This is a genomic window from Comamonas sp. E6 (genome assembly GCF_001010305.1).
Lineage (GTDB): Bacteria > Pseudomonadota > Gammaproteobacteria > Burkholderiales > Burkholderiaceae_C > Comamonas > Comamonas thiooxydans.
Map to the genome: position 1 here is coordinate 398,383 of NZ_BBXH01000007.1, position 11,061 is coordinate 409,443.

Annotated in this window: 10 protein-coding genes, 1 tRNA gene and 1 riboswitch; of the genes, 3 read left to right on the forward strand and 8 right to left on the reverse strand. The window is 62.1% G+C overall.

Features of this window, described 5'->3' with window-relative positions; all coding sequences use genetic code 11:
* Positions 1–3: 3 nt before the first annotated feature.
* From CSE6_RS06095 to radA, 4 genes are all read right to left on the reverse strand, one after another.
* Positions 4–213 (reverse strand): zinc-finger domain-containing protein, encoded by a 210-nt coding sequence (locus tag CSE6_RS06095; protein ID WP_003059801.1) that lies wholly within the window; start codon positions 211–213, stop codon positions 4–6.
* Positions 214–355: 142 nt separating this feature from the next.
* Entirely contained in the window at positions 356–1,294 is a 939-nt protein-coding gene (locus tag CSE6_RS06100; RefSeq protein WP_034382721.1) for a branched-chain amino acid transaminase, read from the reverse strand.
* 81 nt (positions 1,295–1,375) lie between these two features.
* Complete coding sequence (locus tag CSE6_RS06105) at positions 1,376–1,831, reverse strand: hypothetical protein (protein ID WP_034351309.1); 456 nt, start codon at positions 1,829–1,831, stop codon at positions 1,376–1,378.
* Positions 1,832–2,011: 180 nt separating this feature from the next.
* On the reverse strand, positions 2,012–3,397 hold the full coding sequence (gene radA, locus CSE6_RS06110; RefSeq protein WP_012836620.1) for a DNA repair protein RadA: 1,386 nt from the start codon (positions 3,395–3,397) through the stop codon (positions 2,012–2,014).
* Between the two features lie 181 nt (positions 3,398–3,578).
* Here radA and CSE6_RS06115 point away from each other — a divergent pair.
* A tRNA-Met gene (locus tag CSE6_RS06115) sits at positions 3,579–3,655 on the forward strand.
* Positions 3,656–3,818: 163 nt separating this feature from the next.
* Here CSE6_RS06115 and CSE6_RS06120 read toward each other — a convergent pair.
* Positions 3,819–5,126, reverse strand: coding sequence for a Glu/Leu/Phe/Val dehydrogenase (locus CSE6_RS06120; protein WP_034351570.1), 1,308 nt, complete (start codon positions 5,124–5,126; stop codon positions 3,819–3,821).
* Between the two features lie 209 nt (positions 5,127–5,335).
* Here CSE6_RS06120 and CSE6_RS06125 point away from each other — a divergent pair, with 209 nt between their 5' ends.
* Positions 5,336–6,259, forward strand: coding sequence for a fumarylacetoacetate hydrolase family protein (locus CSE6_RS06125; RefSeq protein WP_034351313.1), 924 nt, complete (start codon positions 5,336–5,338; stop codon positions 6,257–6,259).
* Positions 6,260–6,413: 154 nt separating this feature from the next.
* Here CSE6_RS06125 and CSE6_RS06130 read toward each other — a convergent pair whose 3' ends face one another.
* Positions 6,414–7,523 carry a PPK2 family polyphosphate kinase gene (locus tag CSE6_RS06130; protein ID WP_193751095.1) on the reverse strand — a complete coding sequence of 370 codons (1,110 nt, stop codon included), beginning with the start codon at positions 7,521–7,523 and terminating at the stop codon, positions 6,414–6,416.
* A gap of 125 nt (positions 7,524–7,648) precedes the next feature.
* The gene (locus CSE6_RS06135) at positions 7,649–8,560 is read right to left on the reverse strand and encodes a LysR family transcriptional regulator (RefSeq protein WP_034351314.1); all 912 of its coding nucleotides are present in this window, start codon (positions 8,558–8,560) and stop codon (positions 7,649–7,651) included.
* A gap of 93 nt (positions 8,561–8,653) precedes the next feature.
* Between CSE6_RS06135 and CSE6_RS06140 the strand changes: the two genes are divergently transcribed.
* On the forward strand, positions 8,654–9,157 hold the full coding sequence (locus CSE6_RS06140) for a PACE efflux transporter (protein WP_003069587.1): 504 nt from the start codon (positions 8,654–8,656) through the stop codon (positions 9,155–9,157).
* Positions 9,158–9,266: 109 nt separating this feature from the next.
* Here CSE6_RS06140 and gltS read toward each other — a convergent pair whose 3' ends face one another.
* On the reverse strand, positions 9,267–10,505 hold the full coding sequence (gene gltS, locus CSE6_RS06145; RefSeq protein WP_034351315.1) for a sodium/glutamate symporter: 1,239 nt from the start codon (positions 10,503–10,505) through the stop codon (positions 9,267–9,269).
* 417 nt (positions 10,506–10,922) lie between these two features.
* Positions 10,923–11,032: riboswitch (S-adenosyl-L-homocysteine riboswitch) on the forward strand.
* The last annotated feature ends 29 nt before the right edge of the window (positions 11,033–11,061 follow it).

Consider the following 11,061-nt stretch of genomic DNA (forward strand, 5'->3'; position numbering starts at 1 on the left):
GCTTCAATGCCCGCCAGCAAACACCTCACCGGCCTTGAGGCGGTAGGTCGTGCCGCAATAAGGGCATTTGGCGTCGCCGGTCTTGGCCACGTCCAGATAGACCTTGGGGTGGCTGTTCCACAGCTTCATGTCGGCCTTGGGGCTGGGGCAGAACACGCCACCTTGTGCGTTGAGGTCTTTGGCGGCCAGTTCGACGACGGCATTCGTGGTCATTTCTCGTGTCTTTCGTGTTTTCAATAATGAAGCATGGCCGGAAATACTGGCGCAATTGAGGTCAGATGCACCAAGCAAGGGCCGTCCCGCAGCGACGGTGCTGTCCCCCGGGGGGAAGCGGCAAAGCCGCCCAGGGGGTGATTTATACCAAGGTCAGCCAGTGTGCGTACTTGGGATTGCGGCCGTTGACGATGTCAAAGTAGGCCGCCTGGATTTTCTCGGTGATCGGGCCGCGGCGGCCTTCGCCGATCTGCACGCGGTCCACTTCGCGGATGGGCGTGACTTCTGCGGCGGTGCCGGTGAAGAACAGCTCGTCCGAAATGTAAAGCTCATCGCGGGTGATGCGCTTTTGCACCACTTCCAGGCCCAGGTCCTTGCAGATGTGCAGCACGGTGTTGCGCGTGATGCCGTTGAGTGCGCCAGCGGACAGGTCGGGGGTGTAGATCACGCCATCCTTGATCACAAAGATGTTCTCGCCCGATCCTTCGGAGACAAAGCCCGATGCGTCCAGCAGGATGGCCTCGTCGTAGCCGTCGTCCAGAGCCTCGGTATTGGCCAGGATGGAATTGGTGTAGTTGCTCACCGCCTTCGCCTGGCTCATGGTGATGTTCACATGGTGGCGGGTGAAGCTGGAAATCTTGGTGCGGATGCCGCGCTGCATGCCTTCCTCGCCCAGATAGGCGCCCCAGGCCCAGGCCGCCACCATCAGGTGGATGGTGTTGCCCTTGGGCGAGACACCCAGCTTGCGGTCGCCGATCCAGGTCAGCGGGCGCAGATAGCAGGATTTGAGGCCGTTGGCCTTGACCACCTCGACCTGAGCCTGGTTGACCTGCTCCTGGCTGAATGGGATCTGCATGCGCAGGATCTTGGCGCTGTTGAACAGGCGCTTGGTGTGCTCTTCGAGGCGGAAGATGGCCGTGCCCTGTGCGGTTTCATAGGCGCGTACGCCTTCAAAGGCGCCGCAGCCATAGTGCAGCGTATGGGTCAGCACGTGGATCTTGGCATCGCGCCACTCCACCAGCTGACCATCCATCCAGATCTTGCCGTCGCGGTCGGACATCGAGGGAACAACAGGGCTCATAAAACCATCCTCTATGGGTTGTGTGTTCGGCGGGCGCTGCTGCCGGGTCGGCGGCAGCGCTTGTCTCCTGAAGCTGCCATTTTAGGGGGAGGTCGGGGCAGATGTCCGGTCTGTTGCTTGCGCATCAGCCGCCGCAGAGTCTTCCTTTTGCTCGGGACGCTGCAGCTCCCACTTCATGAGACGGCCAGCGACAAATTCGCAGGTCACATGGGACTGTGTACCGTCAGTCCAGCGGTAGATCTCGGGGCTCTGGCCCTCTTCGGACAGACGCTGACCCAGGGAGCGGGTCATGGCCACCACATGGACCAGAGGAGCCTTGGGCTTGAGCTTGGCATTGAGCATCACGGCGCTGCCCACATAGCCGATAGGCCGGTCCGACGCCTTCTTCATGATGGACATCAGGCGCGTGAAGTGCAGCAGCACCCACATGATGATGCCGCCTGCCACGGCCGCCACGCCGGGCCAGCCCGCAGAGTTGTAGGCCGCGATCACCAGCACGATCAAGCCCAGGGGAACCAAAATATTGCGCAAATTCATGGGCTTATTGTCATACGAGGGTATGGGTTTGAGTGTGCGGACAGTGCGTATGCCCGTACAGGCTGCTGTGATCAAGGGGTTTTCAAAAACAGTAGCTGTATGCGTATTTAGAGAAACGATTTCAGATTATTTACTACCTGATGTCGATGCTTCACAAGCGTAGGCAGCTATCAAAATACATCAGCCAATGCCGCGCACGATGTTGATGGCTTCATCAACGCGCTCCACGGCATGGATGGTCAGGCCGGCGATAGGCTTCTTGGGGGCATTGGCTTTGGGAACCACGGCGATAGTGAATCCCAACTTTGCCGCCTCCTTGAGTCGCTCCTGACCGCGAGGGGCGGGGCGCACCTCGCCGGCCAGACCGACCTCGCCAAACGCGATAAAGCCCTTGGGCAGTGACTTGCCACGCAGGCTGGAAGTGATTGCTAACATCACCGCCAGGTCGGCTGCAGGCTCATTGATGCGCACGCCGCCCACTGCATTGACGAAGACATCCTGGTCGGCGCAGGCCACGCCCGCATGGCGGTTGAGCACGGCCAGCAGCATGGCCAGCCGGTCGCGGTCCAGGCCGACGGAGAGGCGGCGCGCGGCCGGGCCGCCCTGGTCCACCAGGGCCTGGATTTCCACCAGCATGGGGCGCGTGCCCTCCAGTGTCACCAGCACGCAGCTGCCGGGCACGGGCTCGCTGTGCTGGCTCAGGAAGATGGCGCTGGGGTTGGTCACGCCCTTGAGGCCTTTTTCTGTCATCGCGAAGACGCCGATCTCGTTGACGGCGCCAAAGCGGTTCTTGATGGCGCGCACCAGACGGAAGTTGCTGTGCGTGTCGCCTTCGAAATAGAGCACCGTGTCCACCATGTGCTCGAGCACGCGCGGGCCGGCCAGCGCGCCGTCCTTGGTCACATGGCCCACCAAAATGATGGTGATGCCCGTGGTCTTGGCCGCGCGCGTCAGATGGGCCGCGCATTCGCGCACCTGGGCCACGGATCCCGGTGCCGAGGAAAGCTGGTCCGAATACACGGTCTGGATCGAGTCGATGACCACCACGGCGGGCTGGGTGGCCTCCACGGTGGCCAGGATTTTCTCAAGCTGGATCTCGGCCAGCACATTGACCTGGCTGTTGTCCAGCCCCAGCCGGCGCGAGCGCAGCGCCACCTGGGCGCCGCTTTCCTCGCCCGTCACATAGAGCGTGGGCAGACCGATACGATGTAATGCATCCATGGCCTGCAAAAGAAGTGTGGACTTACCTATTCCAGGATCTCCGCCAATCAGCACCACGCCGCCTTCGACCACGCCGCCGCCCAGCACGCGGTCCAGCTCCTCGATACCGCTGGGCGTGCGCGCCACATCCTGGGCCTCGATGGCCGACAACGGGGTGACGGGCTGGGCATTGGCCAGACCTGCATAGCCCTGGGGCTGGCTCAGGCGGTTCTTGCCGCCCGAGGCGGAGTCGGCCACGGTCTCGACCAGGGTGTTCCAGGCGCCGCAGCCAGGGCATTTGCCCAGCCAGCGCGGGCTGGTGCCGCCACAGGCGTTGCAGGTGAAAGTGGTTTTCTCTTTGGCCATGGGCGGCAACTATACCGACTGGCCCGGGTGGCAATTGCTGCCCCCAGTGCGGGGCGGGCGACAAATTTCAGAGCCAGTAACCATAAAAAGCGCGTGTTTATATAACTGCTCCGCATGACAGGCCGATTTAGGCTACAATTGCGCCTATCGACACAGCGACTGCTGTTGAGAAACAAATTACCGCGCGATGGAGCAGTCTGGTAGCTCGTTGGGCTCATAACCCAAAGGTCGGAGGTTCAAATCCTTCTCGCGCAACCAAACAAAAAGCCTTCTGGAAACAGAAGGCTTTTTTCGTTTGGGCCTCAAAGCCGCTTGCCCTCTCCAAGAGACGGCAAGCTAGGGCCGGATCGATGGCGAAGCCGGTATCCCCCTTCCGGTTGATACCGGAGAGGGGGAAGCGGCAAAGCCGCTCAGAGGCAGATCATGGATACAGGCCGCGTGCTTCGCGGGCGTGGAGAATGCGCTTGCAGGCCACGATGAAGGTGGCAGTGCGCAGTGTCACCTTGTGCTCCTGGGCCACGGCCCAGACGCCGGCAAAGGCTTCCTGCATGATGCGCACCAGACGGGCGTTGATTTCGTCTTCGGTCCAGAAGAAGCTGGAGAAATCCTGCACCCACTCGAAGTAGCTCACGGTCACGCCGCCGGCATTCGCAATCACGTCGGGCAGAACCAGCACGCCTTTTTCGCTGAGGATGTCGTCGGCCTCAGGAGTGGTGGGGCCGTTGGCACCTTCGATCACGAGCTTGGCCTTGATCTGGCCGGCGTTTTCCTCGGTGATCTGGCCTTCCAGTGCCGCCGGGATCAGGATGTCGCAATCCACGCCCCAGAAGGCGGCTGCATCCATGGCCTCGCCACCGGCAAAGCCACCCACGCCGCCGGTATTGCCCACATGCTCCAGCAATGCCGTCACATCCAGACCATTGGCGTTCTGAATGGTGCCTGTATGGTCTTGCACGGCCACGACCTTGGCACCGGCATCGGCAAACAGCTTGCCCGCAGTGCCGCCCACATTGCCGAAGCCCTGCACGGCCACGCGTGCGCCCTGCACATTCAGGCCGGTGAGCTTGGCTGCTTCCACGCCCACGGTGAACACGCCGCGGCCCGTGGCCTCGACGCGACCCAGCGAACCGCCCAGATCCACGGGCTTGCCCGTGACCACGCCGGTGGCCGTGGCGCCTGTGTTCATGGAGTAGGTGTCCATCATCCAGGCCATGACCTGGCCGTTGGTGTTCACGTCAGGTGCCGGAATGTCCTTGGTGGGGCCGATCAGCAGACCGATTTCGCTGGTATAGCGGCGTGTCAGGCGCTCCAGCTCGGCCTTGGACAGCTTTCGCGGGTCGACACGGATGCCGCCCTTGGCGCCACCGTAGGGCACGTTCACGGCGGCATTCTTGATGCTCATCCAGGCCGACAGTGCCATCACTTCAGACAGCGTCACATCCTGGTGGAAGCGCACACCGCCCTTGCCGGGACCGCGGCTCAGGTTGTGCTGCACGCGGTAGCCCTCGAAGTGGGCGATACGGCCGTCGTCCATCTCGATGGGGACATCGACGATCAGGATGCGCTTGGGGCGCTTGAGCGTTTCCACCCAGCGGGCCAGCGAGCCCAGGTAGGGGGTGACACGGTCGACCTGTTGCAGATAAATGCCCCAGGGACCGAGATGATCGGAGTTGAGGTAGGAGGGCAGAGCATGCGCTGTGGACAGCGCTGAAGAGTCTTTGGCTTGCATGATGTAGGCCTGGTTGACTGAGTGGAGCAAGGTCGTTGTAAGCCCTTGCTGTCCGGGATTCACAGTGTGCGCGCGCCGAATTTTCCTGTCCAAGGCTTCTTGTTTGAGATGCTATGCATTTTGTGCATAACCATCCGAAAGCCGCTCTGGATGTGGGCCAAGCACTGAATTGCTGACATGGAGACCGGAAATTTGCCATCATTGCCGTCATGTCTGAAAACAATGATTGCAAAAGCGGCTGGTGCGGCCCGGCACCGTTTGCCAATACCCCGCCCATAGGTCTGGCTCCCGAGTTGCAGACGCAGGACGAGGTGCTGCCCGACTGGAAGACGTTGTGGCCCGAATTGCCCGAGGACAGCTATGCCACGGCCGATGCGCTGTGGTGGTCGCGCAAACTGGGCACGGCTCAGGCCCAGGGCGCCGACGTGGCGGCGCTGATGCGCGATGCCGCCGATGCCCGTGCCGTGCAAAGCGCGCTGGCGCGCACCTGGAACTGGTGGCCCGCCGATCGCGCGCCGCGCTACTGGAAGTCCGGCGGCCCGGGCCGCAACGCCGCGCTGCTGCATGTGCCGCTGCCCGAGGACGGCATTCGCCAGGGCGTGAATCCGGTGCCTGCGCCCGACACCGTCTTCAATCTGCGCTGTGCCGAGGCCGAGATCGCCCTGCGCATAGGCCTGGATGTGAGCGCCGATCAGGCCGCAGCCCTTGATTACGACAGCGCGCTGGCGCTGGTGGATGCCGCCTGCGTGGCCGTGGAATGGGTGGATGTGCGCTGGCGCGACGGCCTCAAGGCCCCGGCCCTGGCCTTGCTGGCCGACGGCCAATGCCATGGCGGACTGGCGCTGGGCGAGTGGCAGAGCGCTTCCGTCATTGCCGGCCGCGACTGGGCCCGGCAGCTGTGCACGGTGACCGTGAATGACGGCCCGCCACAGCGCTTCACCGGAACGCACAGCCTGGGCGATCCGGCCTGGCTGCTGGTGGACTGGCTGCAGCATGTGGCGCGCGAATACGGCAGCGTGCCTGCCGGCACAGTGGTGACGACGGGAACCTGGTGCGGCTGCATGCCGCTTCAAGCCGGCGATCGCTTCGAGATGGAGTTCGACGGCCTGGGCGCACTGGGCTGGCAGTTCTGATCTGTCCCGGTAGTTTTCAAAAACAGGAGCTGCTAGCGCCTTTTGATGAATGACTTCAGATATTTTTCAATCTGAAAATCATTGAACACAAACGCCAACAGCTCTTTTTTTGAGAGCGATGTGCGAGCTCTGATGGCGGCGGCAGCTGTGTGCGTCACCGGACCTTGATGTGATCCAGCGCCGGTGCCCCAGGCGGATATTTGAGCTCCAGATTGCCCAGCACCTCGCGCAACACCGTGGCCACCATCAGATTGCGGTGGGTCTTGGAGTCGGCGGGCACGATGGTCCAGGGTGCCCAGGGTGTGTGCGTGGCGCCCAGCAGCTGGCCGTAGGCCTGCTGATAGTCGTCCCACTGGGCGCGTACCTTGAGGTCGTTCTCGTCGAACTTCCAGTGCTTGCAGGGGTCGTCCAGCCGCTGCTGCAGCCGCTCGCGCTGTTCGTCCTTGCTGATGTGCAGCATGAACTTGACGATCACCGTGCCGGTCTCGCTGAGCATGCGCTCGAAGTCGTTGATCTGCGCATAGCGCTGGGTCTGCTGCTCGGACGTGAGCCAGCCGTTGACCACAGGCACCAGCACATCCTCATACTGGCTGCGGTTGAAGAGCACGATCTCGCCCGCACCTGGCAACTGCTGGTGAATGCGCCACAGATAGTCATGCGCCTTCTCGGTTTCGGTGGGCGCCTTCCAGCCCACGGTGCGCACGCCCAGCGGCGACATGCGACCGAAGACCGCGCGCAGCGTACCGTCCTTGCCTGCGGCATCCATGCCCTGCAGGATGACCAGCAGCTTGAAACGCCGGTCGGCATAGAAAATATTCTGCAGCCCGTCCAGAGCCTCGGCCAGCTGGTTCACGCTGTCCTTGTCATATTGCTTGCCCTTGTCGGAGGAGAAGGGCTTGGCGGACGGGTCGAACTTCTGCAACTCCACTGCGGGCCGAGAGTGTCCGGTGGTCGAACGACTGTCCCGTGGCTGGCCCGGTTGCCAGGGCTGCCATAGCTTGCGCAGCGCCTTGTCCTTGGTCTCGAAAGGATAGACCAAGGACAAGGCGGGCGCTTTTGCCGTGGGCGCAGCGGTCCGGCTCACGGTTTTGGCGGCAGGCTTTTTGCGCGGCACAGGCCGGGAGGGCGATGGCCTGGCTGCCTTGGAGGCCTGTACCGATTCACTGGTCGGAAACGGCAGGCGCTTGCGTGCCGGCTGGCGCTCTGGTTCGGCGGTCGCAGCAGGCGATGTGGCGGGGGCGGCTTTGGCGGGCTGACGGGGCATGTATTGAAACTCCTGTGCAGTGCAAATTGATTCGCTATGGAATGACTAGCGGCTGGCGCTTTTACATTCTGCTCCTTACGCGTTTTTGTCTTCAAGACCAGATGTTGAAGGCCAGTCCATGGAGCTCAGCGCTCGCGCAGCAGTTGCACAAAGCGCCTGGCCGCCAGACCCTGGGCCCGCTCCTTGGACCAGACCCAGTCCACGAACAAGGTCGTGCCGTTGCTGATGTTGAGCACGGGAATTTCCATCAGCGCACCGCTGCCGATATGCGACTCCACCAGGCCCTTGGGCAGCCAGCCCCAGGCCAGACCTGCACTTATCAGCGAAAGCGCTGCCTGGTGGCTGTCCGTGCGCCAGAGCTGTCGCGCAAACACAAAGCGCGGATCTGTCTGCTGCGGGTCGCGGCTGGCCACCAGCACCTGACGCGTGGCAGCCAGTTGCTCCACCGTGAGCTGTGGCCGTGTGGTGCGGCCCTGCTCATGCTCGGCCAGCGCCTGCTGCCAGAGCTCGAACTGCGGTGACATCACGGCCACCAGCGTCTCGCGGCCCATTTCCTGGAAACCCTCGCGCCCGTCAATGGCGGGCCGCTCGAACACCAGGGCCAGATGGGCGCGGCCCGCATGCAAAAGCTCCAGCGCATCTGCCTGGGGAGCTGCCAGCACCTCAATGGGCAGCGCAGGAAACTCGCGCACCAGCCGGTTCAGCGGTTCGCTCCAGTGCGTGGCCAGCAGTTCGGGGGCGATGGCCAGCGTCAGCCTTTCCTCCAGCCCGGCATGCAGCGCCTGAGCCTGCCAGTTCAGCAACTGCAACTGCTCGGCCAGCAGGCGTGCCTGCGGCTCGAGCGCGCGGGCGGCGGCGCTGGGCACGGGCTCGCGTCCGCTGCGGTCAAACAGCTGCAGGTCCAGCTCTGCCTCCAACTGGGCAATGGCCATGCTGACGGCCGAGGGCACACGCCCCAGCTTGCGTGCAGCCGCTGAGAAAGAGCCGGCATCGAGCACGGCAAGAAACAGCGGAACCTGGTCGGCGCTAAAGGGCATGGTGTCGATCTGTCAGAAAAACTGAAAGGAACTGACTTTTATCTTCAATTTATAGAACATACACTGCAGCCCATGTCTCAACAAGCCTCAGCGATGGCATCCGCTTCTTCCTCTGCCGTTTCTCTCAAAAATACCGCCGCTTTTGCCACCCCCGCCAAGGCCAAGGGCCTTCAAGGACCCAAACGTCGCATCCTCTATGTGGGTCTGTACGAAATCATTGCCATCATCGTCTCCAGCCTGATCTTCATGGCCATCGGCCAGAAGGCCAGCGATTCCGGCGTCATGGCCGTGGCTGCCTCGGTGATCGCGATCTGCTGGAATCTGAGCTTCAACCACCTGTTCGAAAAATGGGAATCGCGCCAGAGCGTCAAGGGCCGCTCCCTGATGCGCCGCGTGGTGCACGCCATCGGTTTCGAAGGCGGCATCGCCGCCATGCTGATCCCGCTGATGGCCTGGTGGTTCGGCATCTCGCTGTGGGAAGCTGCAGTGATGGAAGCCGGCCTGCTGGTGTTCTTCATGGTCTACACCTTTGCCTTCAACTGGGCCTTTGACCGCATCTTCGGCTTGCCGGCTTCGGCCCAGGCCGTGGCTGCATGACCTGAGTCAGATATGTCTCTGGCGCTTTTCCATAAAGCGTGAATAGCTATGAAAAAAGGCGTGTTCCTGTTTGACAGGAACACGCCTTTTTTGTGGGCGCAAGCTGCGATCAGCGAACGATGCTGATCATGGCCTGCAGCACAAAGGCGTTGATGATGTCGATGAAGAAGGCTCCGACCAGAGGCACGATCAGAAAGGCCTTGTGCGACGGGCCGTACTGGTTGGTGATGGCCTGCATATTGGCAACGGCCGTGGGTGTGGCGCCCATGCCGAAACCGCAGTGGCCGGCAGCCAGCACGGCGGCGTCATAGTTCTTGCCCATGATGCGGAAGGTCACAAATGCGGCATACAGCGTCATGACGATGGCTTGTGCGGCCAGGATGACCATCAACGGGCCGGCCAGGTCGGTCAACTCCCACAGCTTGAGCGACAGCAGGGCAATAGCCAGATAGATGGATAGCGCGGCATTGCCGAAGACATCGATGGCGCGGTCAAACACCTTGAAGCCGAACATATAGTCCAGCACGTTGCGGATGACCACACCGCCCCCCAGCGCCCAGACAAAAGTAGGCAGCTGGATGGCCGTGCCCTTGGTCAGGCCGGTCATGAATTCGGCAAAGGCCAGGCAGCCAGCGAAGAGGGCCAGTGTTTCCACTGCAGCATCAGCCGTGATCAGGCGCGGGGCCTTGTTGGGTGACTCGAAGTTGGCGACCTCGCTGCCTTCGCTCACCGTGGGAGCATCGGCGCGCAGTTGCTCGGACTCGGTCAGCGGCTGGGCCAGCTGATGGCGCGTGATCAGCCGCTTGGCCAGCGGTCCACCCAGCAGGCCGCCGATGACCAAGCCGAAAGTGGCGCAGGCAATGCCCAGGGTGGTGGCTCCCGTGAGACCGTATTGGTTTTCCAGCACCGAGCCCCAGGCTCCGGCCGTTCCGTGGCCGCCTACCAGTGTGATGGAGCCTGCGACCAGGCCGATCAACGGGTCCAGTCCCAGCACGGTGGCCAGGCTTACGCCCACGATGTTCTGCATCATGATGAAGACGGCAATCACGCCCAGGAAGATGAACAGCGCAGAGCCGCCCTCACGCAGCTTCGCGAAGTTCGCACTCAGGCCGATGGACGAGAAGAACACCAGCATGAAAGCCGACTGCAGACTGCCCTCGAAGCTCAGCGCCAGTCCCGTGGTCTGATGCAGCATGAAGATGATGGCCGCCACGACCAGGCCGCCGGAGACAGGCTCGGGAATATTGAAGTCGCGCAGAAAGCGGATATGTCTTGTCATGAGCTTGCCAAGCATGAGCACAAGCACGGCCATGATGAGGGTGTAGTACGCGCCGAAGGTCACGTTCATAGGATCTCCTGGGTGTTCCATGCGAGGGCTGAATGGCCTGCCTGGTCATGGCTGGCAATCGGCTGTGCACGGCTGAGCACATGGACCAGACATTTGCTGTCGATGGTGCCAAAGACTCAAAGATAGGGGCTGTAGGTGCTTGTCCACTCATGGCAGGCGGCCCCGTCGGTGCCGGGCTGCCTGAGAGCAGGAAAGCGATGTGCGCCATTCCTTGCGGATGCGCACCATGCCGGGAATATGCTTGAAATGAGATGGTTGCATTCGTGTTTTGCGAAATTACCTTTTGCCCTGCTCCTGTTTTTGGGGTGTGGAAAGTCGAATCTGCTATAGCCGTTCGCAAAGAGCTATCCTGCACAGCTGCGGGGCAAAGCGCCTTGAAGCCCCGATTGCCCGCCCTCGCCGTAGAATGACGGGCTTCACCCCGAGGAGCGCTGCAGCCGGTCATCCCAGAGATGTTTGACCCGTCAGGCTCGGGGTCGCAGATCAGGTTGACGATCTGCTGGCACTCACAACGGCGCTCACCTGTTTTCGATTCTGTTTCTGGTTTTCACACAGG

Coding starts and splice junctions, on each gene's coding strand:
- CSE6_RS06130 (WP_193751095.1), bottom strand. CDS start 7,523: ATGCCCCGTCAGCCCGCCAAAGCCGCCCCCGCCACATCGCCTGCTGCG.
- CSE6_RS06095 (WP_003059801.1), bottom strand. CDS start 213: ATGACCACGAATGCCGTCGTCGAACTGGCCGCCAAAGACCTCAACGCA.
- CSE6_RS06100 (WP_034382721.1), bottom strand. CDS start 1,294: ATGAGCCCTGTTGTTCCCTCGATGTCCGACCGCGACGGCAAGATCTGG.
- CSE6_RS06140 (WP_003069587.1), top strand. CDS start 8,654: ATGGCATCCGCTTCTTCCTCTGCCGTTTCTCTCAAAAATACCGCCGCT.
- gltS (WP_034351315.1), bottom strand. CDS start 10,505: ATGAACGTGACCTTCGGCGCGTACTACACCCTCATCATGGCCGTGCTT.
- CSE6_RS06105 (WP_034351309.1), bottom strand. CDS start 1,831: ATGAATTTGCGCAATATTTTGGTTCCCCTGGGCTTGATCGTGCTGGTG.
- radA (WP_012836620.1), bottom strand. CDS start 3,397: ATGGCCAAAGAGAAAACCACTTTCACCTGCAACGCCTGTGGCGGCACC.
- CSE6_RS06120 (WP_034351570.1), bottom strand. CDS start 5,126: ATGCAAGCCAAAGACTCTTCAGCGCTGTCCACAGCGCATGCTCTGCCC.
- CSE6_RS06125 (WP_034351313.1), top strand. CDS start 5,336: ATGTCTGAAAACAATGATTGCAAAAGCGGCTGGTGCGGCCCGGCACCG.
- CSE6_RS06135 (WP_034351314.1), bottom strand. CDS start 8,560: ATGCCCTTTAGCGCCGACCAGGTTCCGCTGTTTCTTGCCGTGCTCGAT.